Here is a 17,581-nt window from a genome sequence, read left to right as displayed (position 1 = left end):
AGTAGCTGAACCAGTAGCTGAACCAGTAGCTGAACCAGTAGCTGAACCAGTAGCTGAACCAGTAGCTGAACCAGTAGCTGAACCAGTAGCTGAAGAGATTCCTAATGAAATCTCAGTTCTAATTAGTGAATTATCAAATGATTTTGAACCAACTGAAGTTTTAGAACTAACAAAGATTCATTGTAAAAAACTAGGATTAGAAATTGAAGATGAAAAATTAAAAAAAATTATTGAAAAAAATGATTCTTCACAGTCAAAGAAAACTACAATCATTGAGGGAATATAATGGCATCAGGTATTATCAGTGAGGGTGTGTTAATCATTGCATCAGTAATTGTAGCTGGAATGATTACAGGTATTGTAATTAGTAAAGTAGGCTCATTTGAGGGAACATACACTACGACTACAGAGGCCCAAAAAGAGAAAATGCTAAGTAAATTTGAGATTCTTCATGTTAGGCAGATTAACAGTACAGCAGTGGACTTCTGGATTAAAAATACAGGATTAACACCCATACAGAAACTAGACTCTGTTGATGTGTATTTTGGGCAGATAAATTCAGCTCAAATGATAGGATATAATCAAGGAACCACACCACAATGGGTTTTCGGTGATAGTACAACTACAAGTTCTGTTTGGACGGAAGGAGATACAATCCAGATAACCCTACAAGATAGTTCCAGTTTACAGTCCTCAACATCATACTTGGTTCAAGTAACAGTTTCTAACGGAGTTTCTGATGATCACATATTCTCTGTGTCATAGGAGAGAATTATGGGACTAAGCATTGCCATTAGTGGTGGAATCATCATGTTTGGAATAACATATCTAATGTTCTCATTAGGAGGAGTAACTGACAGTATTTCATTAATGTCCGATTCTTCAGTTCAAATGACAGAGTTTGAAAATAAGAGAATTAAAACCGAAATCAATATTGAATCAATTAGTACTTCAGGAACAGATCCAGAATTTAGTTTTGATGTAACAAATTCAGGATTAGAGAAATTATGGGAATTTGAAAAATTTGATGTGATTGTAACATACGATAATGCAGGAACAACATATACAGAAGTGATGGCATTTTCATCATCTTGTCCTCCCACAAACGGAGAATGGTGTGTAGACAGTTTTTTAAATGATGTAATCGATCCTGAAATACTTAACACTGGGGAAACAATGACAATAGATACTGAAGTTTCAAACAGTCTTGAGAGCAGTAGTGATTTAATTGTTGTAATTTCTACTCAAAATGGAATTGTTGCAACTGGAACTGCTGTAGTATAGATATGTTCAAAAAAGTCAAACAGCATCTTAAGTAAAAAATTCTCATAATTTTGATTGTATTAGAATGAGGTGGATTCATGGTTGACATTATTTCTACTGGAAATGAAGAAATTGATAGACAGTTTGGAGGAGGAATTCCTGCTCCATCACTAGTATTCATTGAAGGAGATCATGGTACAGGAAAAAGTGCAATTTCAGCACAAATTATGAACGGATTGGTTGCTTCAAAACATAGTCTTCTTTGCGTTATTGAAAATACTGTAAAACAGTATATTCATAAAATGAAATCAATCACATTTAATTTTTCAAAACCATTTGTACGAAGTCAATTAATCTTTGTTCCTGTTTTTGTAAAAGATGCAAAGTGGACAGATAAAAATACAGAAAAAATTCTTCCAGCAATCAAAGAATTTATTCTAAAAAAAATTGATTCGGTTGATGGTGTTATTATTGATTCAATTTCACCAATTGTATTAAATTCAAATAATCAAGCTATACTAGATTTTCTTTCTTTCTGCAAAGAAATTGTTTCTAAAGGAAAGACAATCATTATCACTAGTCACTCCTCAGATTTTGCAAAATCTACTAACACAGCTTTAGTCGGTGCAACTGATGTTTATCTAAAATTGGGAACCATTGTAGTTGGAGATAAAGAAGTAAAAACTCTAAAAATCATTAAATTTCTTGGAGCAAAAGATACTCCTGAAGCAGGATTTGCCTTTGAAGTAGATCTAATTTTTGGAATAAAGATTGTGCCGGTATCAATGGCTAATGCATAGGTGAGAAAATGACGTTAAATCTTTCCTCAATTAGTGATCAAAATTTTGTTGAAAAAATAAAACAAAAATCACATCTTAAAAACTATCTTGATATGTATCAAACTAAAGGAAATCCACTTCCTTTATTCTCAGAAGAATTAAAACCTGAACATAAAAAACTCAAAGAGCCTAATCTGATTTATTCAATTTCAGATGATACTTTTATTCACATCAATCCACATACAACTGCTGATGACGGATATAATGAGTACGTCATAATTGAGCCTGATGAACCAGATAGAGAGTTAATGGCTTTTGCAGATAGCGTTTTTGCATCTAAAGCAGGAAAACTTGATCCTCCTGTAGAAATTACAGAAAGATTCAACATGGTAGATACTTATCTTAACGAAACATTAGTGTCATCTCCAAATCCAGTAGATTATACAAAATTAGGTGATCCATTTAAAATAAAAAAACTCCCAGTTCATACTGAAAGTTATAATAATTTAAAATATCATTTTCTTCAGAAACGTGCAGGTACTGGATTATTAGACCCATTCTTGAATGATCCAAATCTAGAAGATATTTCAATTATTGGTGCAGGTAATATGTACATAATTCACAAAGCATTTGGAACATTAAAAGTTCCAGTCTTTCTTAGTGTAGAGGCAATTGACGAACTAATAATTAGTTTATCAGAGCAATTTGGAAAAACAATATCACATGCACAACCAGTAGTTGATGCGACTCTACCAGACGGTTCAAGAATCAATATTGTCTTTGGAAAGGATATTAGTAGAAAAGGAACTAATGCAACAATTAGAAAATTTGCAAGTACACCATTATCAATTATTCAAGTTTTATCATCAGGAGTGATGAATTTTACAGAAGCAGCTTATTTGTGGATGATGTTAGAAGCTGGAATGAGTCTATTTGTAAATGGAGAAACAGCATCTGGAAAAACAACCACTCTAATGGGTCTAACTGCATTTATTCCATCAAATTGGAAAGTAGTTACAATTGAAGATACTCCGGAATTAACATTGCCACACAATAACTGGATTACAGAGGCAACACGAAACACTGGAAATCCAGCATCTAGTGTAACAATGGATGATTTACTCAAAGCAGCATTAAGACAAAGACCAAACTATATTCTTGTGGGAGAAATTAGAGGAGCAGAAGGAAATGTAGCTTTTTCAGCAATGCAAACAGGCCACCCTGTCATTGCAACATTTCACGCTGCAGCTATGGTTCCATTAATTCAAAGATTATCAAATGCTCCAATTAGTATACCCAAAACTTACATGGAAAACTTGAATCTAGCACTTTTCCAGGCTGCGGTACTTAATCCAGAAGGAAAAAGAGTCCGTAGAATTCTATCAATAAATGAAATCCTGGGAATTTCAAATGATGGGAATGTAATGTTCATTCCAGTTTTCAATTGGGATGCCGGTACAGATACTGTAAGATTCAAAGGAAGAGGAAGTAGTGCACTATTCATTTCAAAAGTACTTGAAAAGAGAGGAATGAAAAGAAAAGATGAAGGAATACTATATGAAGAATTAGAGTTACGTGCAAAAATTCTAGAAAAAATGTTAGAGAAAAAAATCTTCAATTATTATGATGTGTTTAATGCAATTTCTCATTGTAGAGAAGTAGGATTAGAAGAATATCTAAAGGAATTAGATTCACAATGATGCTTGGAAAGATTGCATCAACAAAAGCACTATTATCTTCAGGAGGAAAAATTGATGAGAATTTTGTATATTTTATTGCATTTTTGTACAGTATTTCAACTGGAGAAATCGGAGCTGTAGATCTTTTTAAAACCGGAAAAGATTCCAAATATGGAAAATATTCAGGAGCGTTTAGAGACACATTCCGACTAGGTGTGGGATGGTCATATGGATTAGCAGCTGCCTGCGAAAAAATTGCTAAAGTAACTTCAAACAAAAAAGATGATCCAATGAAATTACTCTTAGTAAAATTATCTCAAGTGATTAGATTAGGGGATGATATGAAATTATTTTTTAGAGATGAACTAAAAAATGCCCTAGCAACTTACAAAATAAAATATGAAGCAAATCTGGAAACGCAAAAATTATTTTCAGAAATGTTCTATACTTTAATGTCTACTGCATCATTCATGATTTCTGCAAATTCGATTATGAGTATGCTAATGGGATTCGGAGATGCAGAACAAATTTTGATGGTTTCAATGATGGGAACCGGTGCTGGAATGGCAGTCTTTGTTGCAATGATGTTCATGATGTTCCCAAGAGATATTCTAGCTTATACTGACGCAGATATGGAGAAAAAATTTCGCATGAAGATATACATGGCAATAGGCGCTTCGATGGGAATTACCTCTGTTTTGCTTATCTCAGGTGCAGTACCACCTATTCTTGCTGTAGCATTAGGAGGAGCCCCATTACTTTATCCTGGAATAATAGCAAAAAAAGCAGAATCAAAGATTTCAAGCTATACTGAATGGTATCCAACATTCATTCTTCATTTTGGACAACTATACTCCACAGTAGGGTCAATGGGACAAGCACTTCAAGCAGTAATGAGAAGTAATTTTGGTACAATTCAGACATTTATCGATTCATTGAAAAACAGAATTAAAAATAGAATTGATCAAACAATAGGATTTGAATTATTTTCTATTGAATCAGGCAATCATTTGATTGCGAGTGGAAATTCAATCTTTTCAACATCAATTGACAAAGGTGCCGACATGAATTTAGTGGGAAATGTAATTTCAGATGTAACTAAGAAAATTAATGAATTAAGAGGTAAACGTGCACAAAATGCATCCACATTTCAATTAGTTGTAATAATTTTACATGTTTTATCACTATCAATTTTTGGATTGATGAATAAACTTACAGAATTGTTCAACGGATTATCATCTGGAGATTTATCTAATGCAGCTTTTGAATTAACTCCAATTAATCCTGACTTAATGAATGCACTAATGCCATTGTTATTAATTATGACTTCAGTGATTAGTGGATTTGCAATAAAAATTATTCAAGGAGGAATTTACAAAACAGTATTTTTCCATATAGGATTACTACTTACTGTTGGAGGAATTTCCATGTTTTCCATAAATTTCATCATGGAAGAATTTTTGGATAGTATAATTTTCACAGCTCCAGTGCCAGGAGTTTAAAATTATACAATATTTTTTGTTCTAACTGATCAGACAAATGATTAACTACAAATCTATCATTGAATAAATATGACAATTCAAACTATTGAATCTCTTGATAATCAAAATGAAATTAAAACTAGTGAAACTTCAAAAAAAGATGAATCTGATGAAAATATAACCAACCAAGTCCTAAAATCATTTGATGAAGCAGTAGCAGTTTCTGAACAACTACAAGGTACAGTAAATGAACTAGAGTCAGCCACAAAAAGCCAAACCAGTGGCATAGAAGAGATTTCTCAATCAATTCAATCAATTTCAACTGCTATTCAAGGCGTTGCCTCAAATGCTGTTAAAGCAATGGAGATGATGCGTCAATCAGAACAAATTACTCAAAACATCAGTACTGATGCAGAAAAGGGAATGGAAAAAATGGATAGTATGAAATCAATCGTATCAGAATCCTCCAATGATGTTAAAAAATTAGCAAATGAGCTTGCCAAAGTTGATAATATGACAGGATTCATCACTCAAATTGCAGAGCAGACAAATCTACTAGCATTAAATGCAGCAATTGAGGCTGCAAGAGCAGGGGATGTAGGTAGAGGTTTTGCAGTTGTTGCTGACGAAGTAAGAAGATTAGCTGAAAATTCAAAGAAAGGTGCTGAAGATATTTCAGATCTAGTTAGTTCATTGAAAAATTCATCAAATAAAACAACAGACAGTATTGAAAAAGGAAATACAGTTGTTCAGGATGCATATGAAGTAATTACTCATATTTTAGAATCAATCAAGGACATTACAGCATCAATTACTGAAGTCGTTTCTCAAATGCAAGAAATTTCAGCAGCAACCGAGCAAGTTTCAAGTGGAACAGAGCAAGCTACTGCAGCAAGTGAAGAAATTCTTTCAGTAGCACAAACAAATTTGAAAAGTTTTGAAGAAATCGTTCAAGCTAAAGATAAAGAAACCCAGACTCTTCAAAATGCAAATAATTCAGTGAAAACTTTGAGTGCAATTACCGAAGTTCTTGATTCTTCTTCAATTATTTCCATGTCAGATTCAGATAACATGTTTAGTTATCTGAACAAATTCTTTTTGGATGTTACAAAATATCCTAAAGAAGAAGTAATTGGAGAAAATGCAAGATTGTTGAAATCCGGCTGGCATGATGAGAAATTATTTAGATCACTAGCTGAAACAATTTCAAAAGGCAATACTTTCCAAGGTTACCTAAGAAATAAGGCAAAAGATGGCTCAATTTATTGGGTAAAAACAGTCATCAATCCATCATTTGATGATAATAATGATGTCAAAGGATACACTGCTGTAAGTACACCAATTACAGAATTAATGGTAATGATAGGAATTGAAGAGGCATGTTCTAACATGGATGAAGGAAAACCTGTAAAGCCTCATATGAAAGAAGTAGTTGAAAGACTAAAAACTGGTAAAATCAACATTACCAACAATATTTAGAAAATAAATTTTTAATTTATTTGTAAATAATTTTTTAATATTGATTGAGAATCATTTAGATTTGAAATTATTATGATCAATTTGAACAAACTAATAATTATGTTCTTTTGAACAATTATCAATTCATGTCTACAGAAACTGTTCTAAGTGATACAATGCAAGTTGTAACATTTACTATAGCAGAAAAAGATGCTAAAAAAGGAAATTATGCAGTTCCAATTGAACAAGTTAAAGAGATAAGAACAGTAGATGCAATTACAGAAATTCCAAAATCAAAATCATATGTAAAAGGAATTATGAATCTTAGAGGAAAAATCATTCCAATCATAGATGTAAATGATAAAATTGGATTATCAAGTATGAATACAGATAATTCTAAACAGAGAATACTAGTAGCTGATGTAAATGATACATTAACTGGATTACTTGTAGATGAAGTAAACGAAGTGATGCGATTTTCAATGAGCGATATTGAATCCCCACCTCCAGGAGCATTTGAGGAAAATAGCTACATCAAAGGAATTGTTAACACCGAAGAAAATTTGATAGTTCTATTAGATGCATCAAAATTTCTAAAGGAATCCGAAGGTATTTCAGAAGAACAGTTGGAGGCTGCAAATCACGAAGAGATTACAGAAGAAAAAGTAGAATCATCTGAAAACGATGAAGAAATTCTTCCTGAAATTGACAAAATAATCCAAGAGACATCAAGTTAGTTTTTGTGCATAAAATGAAGCATTTTTCCAAATTGGAAATCAAAATCATACGTTTTGTCCATCGTTCTTAATTCAACTAATCCCACCTACAATGTATGAGCCAATCATTTCGAAGTAGTTTATACAGCATGTGGGATGAAATTGATCTTCATCCTAGTACAAAACCAAGAGAGAGAAATACAGGATGGGGAAAACAGTATATTGACAAACTAGTTGATGAGTTGGTAGAACTAAAAGCAAAAGCTAAAGAAGAAAACAATCCTACATTGTATGAGCAGCTAAGAATTTCATTAATTAGGGCCCATGAAGTTCAAAAAGAATTGAAAGAAAAAGAATAGAATTTTAGTCTGTTTGATGCAAACAAACATCAGATTATAATTACTTTTTTCATTTAAAAATTATGATCTATTTTTACAATTTACTGATTTTGCAAAAGAGGGAATAATTTATTGCTAGAGCAAAAAGTAATTCCTATCAAAGTATGCATAGTAAATGATTCCAATCTGATGAGAAAATATCTTACAGATGTCATTTCAATTGATGAGATAGACGTAGTTTCAACTGCAATAGATGGAAAAGATGCTTTATCAAAAATTTCGGCAAAAACCCCTGATGTGATTTTATTAGATTTAGAAATGCCAAGAATGGATGGGCTAACATTTATTGAAAATATGGTAAATTCAGGAACATTAATTCCAACAATTATTGTAAGTAGTTTTTCTCAAAATGGTTCTAAACTTGTTTTAGATGCATTAGAAAATGGAGCGGTTGATTTTGTTGCAATCCCACAAGACATGAAAGAAAAAGACAAACTAAGAGAAGCATTAATTACAAAAATAGAAATTGCACACAAATCAGATCCTATTCAATTAATTCAAGAAAAAATAAATTCATTAAAACCAAAAACAAAACCCACACCCAGAACAGATACATCAGAAAGAGTAATTGTGATTGGTTCTTCAACTGGAGGTCCCGGAACAGTCCAAACTGTGCTAAATGGAATACCAACAGATGTGGATGCAGGAATTTTACTTGTTCAGCATATGCCAAAAGGATTTACGAAGCAATTTGCTGAAAGATTATCTAACAATACTGGATTCTTTGTAAAAGAGGCAGAAGAAGGAGACATTATCAAAAATGGTCAAGTTTTGATAGCCCCAGGTGATTTCCACATGTCGGTACTACAAAATAGAAAAGTCCATTTGGATTCAAGTGAAAAAAGATTCGGAGTAAGACCTTCTGTAAATATGACCATGATTTCAGCATCAGAAGTTTATGGCTCCAATTTGGTAGGTGTTGTTCTAACAGGAATGGGTCATGATGGTGGATTTGGTATGAAGTCAATTAAGAAAAGAGGAGGCCATACAATTGTACAAAATAAAGAAACTTGTGTGATTTTTGGAATGCCAAAAGCTGTGATTGATCTTGATGCAGCTGATCATATTCTCCCATTAAGTGATATTCCTTCAAAGATTACAGAGGAGGTCAAAAAACTTGTCAGATAATAATTATCGAGAAATGTATGTATCTGAGGCCTTGGAGCATGTTGAAATGATTAATCAGACATTATTACAATTAGAAGAGAAACCAAATGAGAGATCATTTTTAGATCAAATCTTTCGTTCTGCACATACAATCAAAGGTATGGCATCAACAATGGGATATGATGATACAAGAGAATTATGCAAAAACATTGAAAATATTTTTGATAATTTAAGAAATGGAAAAGACAAACTTTCAAGCTCACTCACCACAGCATTGTTTACTTGTGTAGATCTTTTAGAGCAGATGATTTCAAATGAAAAATTAAAAATTGATTTGACTCCATATTTGAAAAAATTAGAAAATCCAGAAATGGAAATAGAAAATATACAGCTAAAAGAAACTACTACATCATCTCCTACTATAAGAGTTAAAATGTCAGATTTGGATTCATTGGTGAATTTAGTTGGAGAATTGTTAATCTCAAAAATGAGATTGGGTCAAACAATAGAAAATCAAAATTATGAAGAATCAAAACAAGTTTTAACAGAGGTAGATGGGTTGATAACAGATTTACAGTTTCAATCAATGCAAGTACGTCTTGTACCAATCAATCAAGTTTTCAGCAGATTCAATAGAACTGTAAGGGATACATCACAAAAATTATCAAAGAAAGTAAATTTGAACATGGACGGTTCAGGAATTGAATTAGATAGAAGTGTTTTAGATTCAATTACAGACCCGTTATTACACATTTTACGAAATTGTGTTGATCATGGCATTGAATCTCCTGAAAAAAGAATAGAAGATGGAAAAAATGAAGCGGGAACAATAAATTTGACAGCAGAAAGAAAAGGCGAAAATGTCATTGTAACAATTGAAGATGATGGAAAAGGCATTGATGAAGATGTGGTAAAGCAAAAAGCTATTGAAAATAAGATTATTTCGGAAGAAGAAGCAAAAAAAATGACACATGATGAAGCTATTCAGCTAATTGGTGCACCAGGATTATCTACAGCTAAAGAAGTCACAGATATTTCAGGAAGAGGAGTAGGCATGGATGTTGTTATCTCACAGGTAGAAGCTGTAGGGGGAACTGTCAAAATTTCAAGTGAAAAAGGAAAAGGAACTACCATGACATTATCACTTCCTTTGAGTCTATCAATTATTAGAGGACTGCTAGTTGTAGTTGCAGGTCAAAAGTTTGTTTTACCAATTTCAAGCATTACTACTACACTTCAGATCAAACAAGAAGAAATTATTTCATTACACGGAACAGAGGTTATCAAACTTAGGGAAAAAATTATTCCATTAATTAGACTAAGTGAATTATTAGATATTAAAAATACAAATCAAATCAAAAAATTAACTACAACAGTAGTAATAATTGAAAATGATGGAAAAAATTATGGATTTGTAGTTGATGAATTTGAAAGTAATCAAGACATTGTAGTTAAAAAATTAGACAAGAGTGATTCTTCAGAATTATTCTCAAATGCAACAATACTTCCAGATGGGAAAGTAGCTTTGGTAATTGATCCATCGCTATTAATTCAATAGGTGAATCAAGATGTTATTACAGACTGAAATTGACAAATTAACTGGTACTTTTAATGATTTTATTACTGATAAAACATGTGATGCACTTTCAACTCTTCTAAAAGAGCCAATTACGCACAAATTATCATTGTTAGAAGATGGAGCTAGTTCTCTAAAAAATGAGTGCATGCCATCAGATGAAATCAAAATGTGCTCTGTTAGATTAAATGGAAAAGGAGATTTACATATTGAATTACTATACACAACAAAACTAAATCATGGAATAAAAATTGCATCAAAATTACTTGGAACAGAAGTTAACGAGATTGATGAAATGGGAACATCAGCATTACAAGAAGTGGCAAATATTTTAACAGGTTCATTTTTCAATGCACTATCACAAAATACCGGATTCAAAGTTGATTTATCAACACCTACATTCAAAGAAGGAGAAATTAAAGATCTTATAGTAGAACCTGTTTGTGATGTTGTAAATCCAAAAGATGATGCGATAATTACAGATGTTTTACTTTCTGGAAAAGAAACAGGCACTGAAATCCATATGCTCATTATCCAGCATCCCGATCACGCAAAAAAACTGATTTCTAATGAAGCTAGAAAAATTAACAGTAATGACTACGCAAATGACTCCAACACCAATCTTCTGGGTGGAGAAAATTCAGCAATAGATGATCTGCTTGCAGATTTAATTCCTGAAGAAACGGATTCAGAAAATAATTTTAGCGGAGGAGACAAATGATGATGGATTCAACAATTATCCAAAAATTAGATCCTGTAATTGATGAAGTTTACAAAAAGACAGGAATCAGTATTCAGAATTTTAAACCAACATTTCTTGAAAGAAGAATTATGTATAGAATGAGATCAATTGGAATTTCAGACTATGAAGAATATCTCAGAACGTTATCATCTGATTTTGATGAGGCAAAATCACTTTATGCAGCATTTTCGATTAATGTAACAAGATTTTTCAGAGATCCTCTTGTTTGGGAGAAATTAGAAAATGAAATTCTTCCTAATTTAGTAAAAAATAATGAAAATCCTTCAATTCGAGCCTGGAGTTGTGGTAGTGCTTCAGGTGAAGAGCCCCATAGCATCTCAATTTTACTTGATGAGTTTTCAAAATCTAAAATCAAATATCATGTATATGCCACTGATATCAATAATGAGGGTATAATTCATTCTAAAAAAGGAATTTATGAAAAAACCAATTTAGAGAATGTATCAAGTTCTAGAATGTTAAAATATTTTCTAAAAGATGAAAATCAAAAATTCAACGTTAAACAAGAAATTAAAAATAAGATTGAATTTGAAAAAATCGATATGCTAAAAACAAATAGAAAATTATTTGATATTATTTTTTGTAGGAATGTTTTGATATATTACCCCAAAGAAGTCCATCAAAAAATATATGAAAAATTTTTTGAGGCACTAAAACCAAATGGAATTTTAATTTTGGGACAAGATGAATCAATGAGAGGAACTAATGGAAGTAACTTTTTTGAACTGCTATTTCCTAAAGAAAGAATTTATCAAAAAATATCAAAATAGATTCTGTTTGTATGACATAAACAAACTCTTAGATATTAAGAAAAGATGAATAAACAAAATATGAAAATAACTGTTCAAATTAAAATAAATTTTAAAAATCAGGGTAGAAAAAATGAGTGAAGGAGTCAAAATTTTAGTTGCAGATGATGCATCATTTATGAGAACAGTTCTAAAAGATATTTTAAAATCAAATGGAATAGCAACAGATATTGTTGAAGCTCCAGATGGAGTTGAAGCAGTAAGGCAATACATTCAACACAAACCAGATTTAGTAACAATGGATGTGAACATGCCAAAAGCAGATGGAATTCAAGCTTTGAAAGGAATCATGAAAGTCAATCCAAATGCTAGAGTAATCATGGTAACATCCGTAGAACAAAAACACATTGTACAAGATGCAATGAAATCAGGAGCTAGAGATTACATCATAAAGCCTTTTGATAGAGGAAATGTGGGACTAGTCCTTAACAAGGCCCTTAGAACAAAGTAATTTCGGCCATATCGGAAGTCGATTTTTCAAGATTTTTCCGTCGTTTCTATAGCCTAATTTAACGAAAATTAGGCATGAATTTCAGTAGTGTCATACTAATTTTGTCACTGTCTTTAGGCATATTCGCTATTGGAATTCAGCCTTACGCTGATGCATTTGAGGATTCAGTTGTTGTAGGTGAATTTCCAAGAGATATTGAAATCGATTATGGTTTAAGAAATTTGTATATTCCAAACTTTGAATCAGGAACAATTTCAGTAATTGATTCGGAGAACTTTATTCCAAAAGATCTGATTATACTCAAAGATGCAAATCCAACAAAAATTACTGTTGATTCAAATAGACATGTAATTTTTGTAACGGACAAAATTTCTGGAGAATTAACAATTATTGATGGAATTAATGGGAAATTAATTAGTAAATTGAATTTGGGAGATTCACTTTGGGATTTAGATATTAATCAACAAAATGGGAAACTGTATGTTTTAGATACCCTAAACAATAATGTGATCATTTTTGATACAGAAAGATTAGAAATTATCAATACAGTTAAGATTTCTTCAAGTCCATGGGCAGTAAAAGTTAACGAGAATACAAATTTGGTTTATGTAGCAAGTGGAACTTCAGAAAAAATTGATGTGATTGATGGAGATACCAATGAAATTGTCAACAATATTCATCCTGAAATGAAATCATGGGGAATCTCAATTAACAAAAATACAAATACACTCTATTCTACAAGTTGGGATTCAAATTTTGTTTCAAAAGTTGACCTAAATTCAAATAAATTATTAGAAAAAATTTCAATTCCTACTGGGGTATGGCAGATTGAAACAAATCCAGTTAATGGAATTACAATTATTTCAAATGAGCACACTAATGAATTGTATTTAATAGATGAAAAATCGGCTAAAACGCAAACTATTACCCTAAATAATTCACCTCAGGCTATTTCAACTTCAATATACTCTAACACAATATATGTGACAAATCCAATTGCAAATACAATTTCTGCAATAAATTATGAACATAGTTTGGATTTAACAGATTTGAATAATGAAATTCTTGGTGAGAATTCGGAATATAATGAATTGGTTTTTGAAGTTGCAAAAGGAATAACAGAAATTCCAAATAGGGAATTTGATACCGACTTGATTTCAGGATTACTACAAAACATAGGAGTTACAGGAGAACTAAATGGAAATGAAATTGCTCGATTACTCATAGAAGATTATATGGAAAAGAAGAATTTTGAGCCTAAATCTGCCCAAGTGCCGGTCTGGGCTGTTGATCTTGCTATGATGTACACAAACAATGACGAAGGACATGAAATTCCACAAAAAGTTGATTGCTCTGAAACAAATTTTGTACCTTTCAAAGATATTGAAAACCCCAATCCATTTGAAATTTGGTTGAATATTCTTCCAATTTGTGCACTATCTTAATCTGTGCTTTTGTTTCTCAATAGCAAATATGCTGTTCCAATAATTCCAATTCCTAAAACAATTACAAAACCACTTGCAGAAATGTAGACAAGGGTTGGAATAGATTTTAGTAGATAACCAAGTTCAGTTTGATATAACGCACTAGTAGAAATTCCAGCAAAGATTAAGGATGATGTAATTATACTTCCAAACACATTGATTCCAATTAGATGAGTCCATGATAGTAGAGTATTGTGTTTTGAAAAACTTTTCTTCAAATTAGTTTCAATATGATTATAGAATAATCCTGTAGTAGCTAATCCAGCTGTAAGACCAATTTGTAGTAGAAAACCAAAAATAAAAATTCCAGATTTATCAGTAAAGGCAAATTCAAACATATTCTCAATATTTCCATTAAAAACAAAGAGTTGATTCATGAAAAGGGCTATTGTTAATCCAGTAACTATGGCACCTTGGATCATTGCAGAAACAATGAATCGTTTTCCAAATTTTCCAGGTTTTGAATTATCTGAAATTTCTAAAAATTCTTGTTTTTTGATATCTTTTTCAAGATTTACATAATCATTAAATTTTTGAAGTAGTTGACTTTCTTCTTTTGAATCATAATCATAGTCATCATATCTATCAGAGTCAAATGTATTCATTAGATTATTTATTGATATTTTCATAATATGGTATAATGTGTGACAATTGAACGAACTGTTTTAGCTAAGAAAATCATAAAATCTCTTGTTTGAAGTGAACAAACAAGATATGATTAACAACAAATCCAAGTCATGAATATGCAAAAACGCATTTTAGTTGCTGAAGATAATAAATTTACCTCAATGCAATATGCAAAACTTCTTGAAAGTAAGGATTATGCAGTAGAAATAGCCAATGATGGCCAAGAATGCATTGAAAAATATGAAAAAAGTCTAAATGAAGAAAATTCTGAATCGTTTGATGTTTTACTATTAGATCATTCCATGCCTAAGAAAAACGGAGCAGAGGTTGCAGGAGATATTTTATCATTGAATCCAAACCAGAAAATAATTTTGGCATCAGCATATGCAATATCTACAGAAAAAAATTATTCTAAACTTAAAGACAAAGTATCTTTCCTTCAAAAACCATTTGAACTAACAAAAATTTTAGAATTAATCTAGTTCTAAATTTACAGTTTCTTTAATTGAATCAAGCTGTTTAATGATTTGATTTTCTTTAAATGATAAAAGAGGTAATGAAATCTCAAAAACAGGTTGACCAATATGGTTACTTGCGGTAATTTTTCCATTGTGGCAATCAATAATTTTTTTAGAAATATACAATCCAAGACCAAATCCAGATACATTATTACTAGTTTTGGTTACAAACTTTCCAAAAATGTTAGGTAAAACATCATTTGGAATTTCAGGTCCAGTGTCAGTAATTGTAATTTTGAAAATTTTATCTTCTTTTAACAAATAAGTTTGAATAAGAATTTCGCCAGAATTGGTAAATTTTATACAATTATCTAAAATATTTCTAAGTACTTGTTTGATTCTTGTCTTATCTAAGTTTAGTTCAACATCTTCATCAAATCTAGTATTAATCGGAACTTTTAGGCTTGGATTAAAACGTACAGAATTAACAATCTCATTAATTATTTTGTGAACACTATGTTTCTCAATATTTAGTTCTAATTCATCATTTTCTATTTTTGTTAAATCAAGAACATTATTTGCAATATTTTCAAGATTCCGTGCAACATTGTCAATACCATCAATTGCCTCATCTTTAGAAATAATTCCAGATTTAGACAGTTCTACAAAACCAAAAATTGGTTGTATTGGTCCTTTTAGTTCATGAGATGCAATAGAAATGAATTCGCTACGTTTTTTATCCATATTCTGTAATTTTTGATTTAGAATACTTAGGCTAGATGTTTGTTTCTTAATTTCATTTTTAAGATTTTGATTAGACCTATTTAAAAAGAAAATAAGCATGAATGTGATAATTCCAACTAGAGAGATCAAAACCCATTGAAAGATTTGAAAATCATCCATTAAACTAGTAGTTGAAAATTGGGAAGAAATAGGGATTGTTTGCAAAATTTTTTCAATTTGATGAATCTTGTTAATTAAACGAAGATTTTGATTTTCTAAATTTTCTAATTCAATCATAAAAGCAGTGTTATCTGTGTAATAGAGATCTAAAGTTTTTGCCGCAGTATTTTCATAAATTAAATGCAGTTCATAAAAAGAAAAAATTTGCTGTTCTAGTGTACTGAATGAAGAAGTGGGAAGAAATTCAAGAGTTTTAGAATCATCAATAATGAAATTTTTTAATGTGAAATAATTATTTTTTATTTCAGTATTATATATCCAAAAATTCCCTATTTCACTTGAGGTATCCTCAATATTTAGAGATTTAAAAATTAGTATTTGTGATTCGTATTTTGATTTAATTTCTTCAAAATTTGTAATTTGTTTTGAATAATCAGAATTATATTGTAAAGTATGATTCATTTCATTCATTGTTAAAATGGTATAAGTTGAAACTGTGCCTAACAGCAGAATTATCATTGAGATACACACAGCAATTCGAAATTGCGACACGCTTGAAATTGCTAACAACATATGTATCATTATTAAGATAACATGAATAACTGGTTGTTTAGATTAAACATACACTTTTGTTTGTTCAAAAATTTAGAACAATTCTTTTTGAAATAAAAATATTCTATAAATATATGACATCAGCTATTGTTGTGGATGACGATTATGACACAGTAGAAGTGTTTACTGAATTTTTAAAATTGAGAGATATTGAAGTGTTAGGTAAAGCATACAATGGTCAAGATGGAGTAAAATTATTTCAAGATACAAAACCAGATATTGTATTTTCAGACATATGGATGCCTGAATTTGACGGATTTTATTTACTAAACAGTCTCAAAGAGGCAAATTCACAAACCAAAGTAATTATGGTGACAGCAGACCTTACACAAGAGACTGATCAGAAATTGAAAGAATCAAATGCAGATGCTGTAATTTTCAAACCATTCAAGATTAATCATGTAATGGAATGTATAGAAAAAGTTATGAACAAATCAATGATTGCTACAGAGATTATAAATAATACAGTGGAAAGTAAGAGAATATGAAAATTCTGATTGTCGAGGATGAAATTGACCTTTTAGAAGAGTACAAAATTTTCCTAGAAAAAAATAACCATAACGTGTTAATGGAATCAGATGGAGAGGCAGGATTAAAAACCTACTTTGAAAATATTGAAAAGAATTCTGAATCATCATCATTTGATATTGTTATTTTGGACTATCAGTTACCAGGAAAAAATGGTCTTGAAATTGCATCAGAGATTTTGGAGAAATATCCAAAACAAAGGATTCTGTTTGCATCAGCATATGTTGAAGATACGCTCAGAGAATCAATAAAGACACTGAAACAAGTTGTGGAATTGCTTCAAAAACCATTTAGCTTACAAAGCTTACTAAGTGTAATTGAAGACACATCAGTGTATGAAGAATTAGAAAAACTCAATGTAGATATTAAGAATTTGAAAGATATTGAGCCTACACATGCACAGATTACAACCTATTTAGAATTAATGAAGAAATTACAAAAAAATTAACACCAGATGTTCTTTGTCTAAAACAATCATACACTGAATTT

At 31.0% G+C, this 17,581-nt stretch carries 20 protein-coding genes; 18 read left to right on the top strand and 2 right to left on the bottom strand.

Annotated elements, in window-relative coordinates; translation table 11 throughout:
- From Q0941_RS09025 to Q0941_RS08955, 15 genes are all read left to right on the top strand, one after another.
- Window positions 1-286, top strand: a 286-nt coding sequence (locus Q0941_RS09025; protein WP_299293224.1) for a hypothetical protein, incomplete at its 5' end; no start/stop codon positions are given.
- Window positions 286-765 carry a flagellin gene (locus Q0941_RS09020; RefSeq protein WP_299293222.1) on the top strand — a complete coding sequence of 160 codons (480 nt, stop codon included), beginning with the start codon at window positions 286-288 and terminating at the stop codon, window positions 763-765. The genes Q0941_RS09025 and Q0941_RS09020, both read left to right, overlap by 1 nt.
- A gap of 9 nt (window positions 766-774) precedes the next feature.
- Window positions 775-1,284, top strand: a complete 510-nt coding sequence (locus Q0941_RS09015; protein ID WP_299293220.1) for a hypothetical protein — start codon at window positions 775-777, stop codon at window positions 1,282-1,284.
- A gap of 77 nt (window positions 1,285-1,361) precedes the next feature.
- The gene (locus Q0941_RS09010) at window positions 1,362-2,063 is read left to right on the top strand and encodes an ATPase domain-containing protein (protein ID WP_299293218.1); all 702 of its coding nucleotides are present in this window, start codon (window positions 1,362-1,364) and stop codon (window positions 2,061-2,063) included.
- An 8-nt stretch (window positions 2,064-2,071) separates the two neighbouring features.
- Window positions 2,072-3,742: a type II/IV secretion system ATPase subunit gene (locus Q0941_RS09005; protein ID WP_299293215.1), complete on the top strand. Its 1,671-nt coding sequence runs from the start codon at window positions 2,072-2,074 to the stop codon at window positions 3,740-3,742.
- On the top strand, window positions 3,739-5,223 hold the full coding sequence (locus tag Q0941_RS09000; RefSeq protein WP_299293212.1) for a flagellar assembly protein FlaJ: 1,485 nt from the start codon (window positions 3,739-3,741) through the stop codon (window positions 5,221-5,223). The genes Q0941_RS09005 and Q0941_RS09000 overlap by 4 nt, the downstream gene beginning before the upstream one ends.
- 69 nt (window positions 5,224-5,292) lie before the next feature.
- On the top strand, window positions 5,293-6,681 hold the full coding sequence (locus tag Q0941_RS08995) for a methyl-accepting chemotaxis protein (RefSeq protein ID WP_299293209.1): 1,389 nt from the start codon (window positions 5,293-5,295) through the stop codon (window positions 6,679-6,681).
- 125 nt (window positions 6,682-6,806) lie between these two features.
- Window positions 6,807-7,397: a chemotaxis protein CheW gene (locus Q0941_RS08990; RefSeq protein WP_299293206.1), complete on the top strand. Its 591-nt coding sequence runs from the start codon at window positions 6,807-6,809 to the stop codon at window positions 7,395-7,397.
- Window positions 7,398-7,492: 95 nt separating this feature from the next.
- Entirely contained in the window at window positions 7,493-7,735 is a 243-nt protein-coding gene (locus Q0941_RS08985; RefSeq protein WP_299293203.1) for a hypothetical protein, read from the top strand.
- Between the two features lie 111 nt (window positions 7,736-7,846).
- Window positions 7,847-8,902 (top strand): chemotaxis-specific protein-glutamate methyltransferase CheB, encoded by a 1,056-nt coding sequence (gene cheB, locus Q0941_RS08980; RefSeq protein WP_299293200.1) that lies wholly within the window; start codon window positions 7,847-7,849, stop codon window positions 8,900-8,902.
- Window positions 8,892-10,439, top strand: a complete 1,548-nt coding sequence (locus Q0941_RS08975; RefSeq protein ID WP_299293198.1) for a chemotaxis protein CheA — start codon at window positions 8,892-8,894, stop codon at window positions 10,437-10,439. Before cheB ends, Q0941_RS08975 begins: the two co-directional genes overlap by 11 nt.
- 10 nt (window positions 10,440-10,449) lie before the next feature.
- Complete coding sequence (locus tag Q0941_RS08970; protein ID WP_299293195.1) at window positions 10,450-11,178, top strand: chemotaxis protein CheC; 729 nt, start codon at window positions 10,450-10,452, stop codon at window positions 11,176-11,178.
- A gap of 2 nt (window positions 11,179-11,180) precedes the next feature.
- Window positions 11,181-11,990: a protein-glutamate O-methyltransferase CheR gene (locus Q0941_RS08965; protein WP_299293193.1), complete on the top strand. Its 810-nt coding sequence runs from the start codon at window positions 11,181-11,183 to the stop codon at window positions 11,988-11,990.
- Between the two features lie 112 nt (window positions 11,991-12,102).
- Window positions 12,103-12,480 carry a response regulator gene (locus Q0941_RS08960; protein WP_299293190.1) on the top strand — a complete coding sequence of 126 codons (378 nt, stop codon included), beginning with the start codon at window positions 12,103-12,105 and terminating at the stop codon, window positions 12,478-12,480.
- Between the two features lie 74 nt (window positions 12,481-12,554).
- A complete protein-coding gene (locus Q0941_RS08955) occupies window positions 12,555-13,925 on the top strand; it encodes a YncE family protein (protein ID WP_299293188.1) in 1,371 nt (456 codons plus the stop codon).
- On the opposite strand, the gene Q0941_RS08950 is transcribed toward Q0941_RS08955, so the two are convergent.
- Window positions 13,922-14,569, bottom strand: coding sequence for a hypothetical protein (locus tag Q0941_RS08950; protein ID WP_299293185.1), 648 nt, complete (start codon window positions 14,567-14,569; stop codon window positions 13,922-13,924). The two genes, Q0941_RS08955 and Q0941_RS08950, sit on opposite strands and share 4 nt — an antisense overlap.
- Before the next feature lie 138 nt (window positions 14,570-14,707).
- Between Q0941_RS08950 and Q0941_RS08945 the strand changes: the two genes are divergently transcribed.
- Window positions 14,708-15,073 carry a response regulator gene (locus Q0941_RS08945; protein ID WP_299293182.1) on the top strand — a complete coding sequence of 122 codons (366 nt, stop codon included), beginning with the start codon at window positions 14,708-14,710 and terminating at the stop codon, window positions 15,071-15,073.
- On the opposite strand, the gene Q0941_RS08940 is transcribed toward Q0941_RS08945, so the two are convergent.
- Window positions 15,065-16,471, bottom strand: a complete 1,407-nt coding sequence (locus tag Q0941_RS08940) for a sensor histidine kinase KdpD (protein ID WP_299293179.1) — start codon at window positions 16,469-16,471, stop codon at window positions 15,065-15,067. The two genes, Q0941_RS08945 and Q0941_RS08940, sit on opposite strands and share 9 nt — an antisense overlap.
- Window positions 16,472-16,638: 167 nt before the next feature.
- On the opposite strand from Q0941_RS08940, the gene Q0941_RS08935 reads away from it, so the two are divergent.
- On the top strand, window positions 16,639-17,052 hold the full coding sequence (locus Q0941_RS08935) for a response regulator (RefSeq protein WP_299293176.1): 414 nt from the start codon (window positions 16,639-16,641) through the stop codon (window positions 17,050-17,052).
- Entirely contained in the window at window positions 17,049-17,540 is a 492-nt protein-coding gene (locus Q0941_RS08930; RefSeq protein WP_299293173.1) for a response regulator, read from the top strand. Before Q0941_RS08935 ends, Q0941_RS08930 begins: the two co-directional genes overlap by 4 nt.
- The last annotated feature ends 41 nt before the right edge of the window (window positions 17,541-17,581 follow it).

The organism is Candidatus Nitrosopumilus sp. (genome assembly GCF_028278985.1).
Classification (GTDB): Archaea; Thermoproteota; Nitrososphaeria; order Nitrososphaerales; family Nitrosopumilaceae; genus Nitrosopumilus.
Note: the sequence above shows the minus strand (reverse complement) of the source record. Positions and strands in the feature narration are given on the sequence as shown.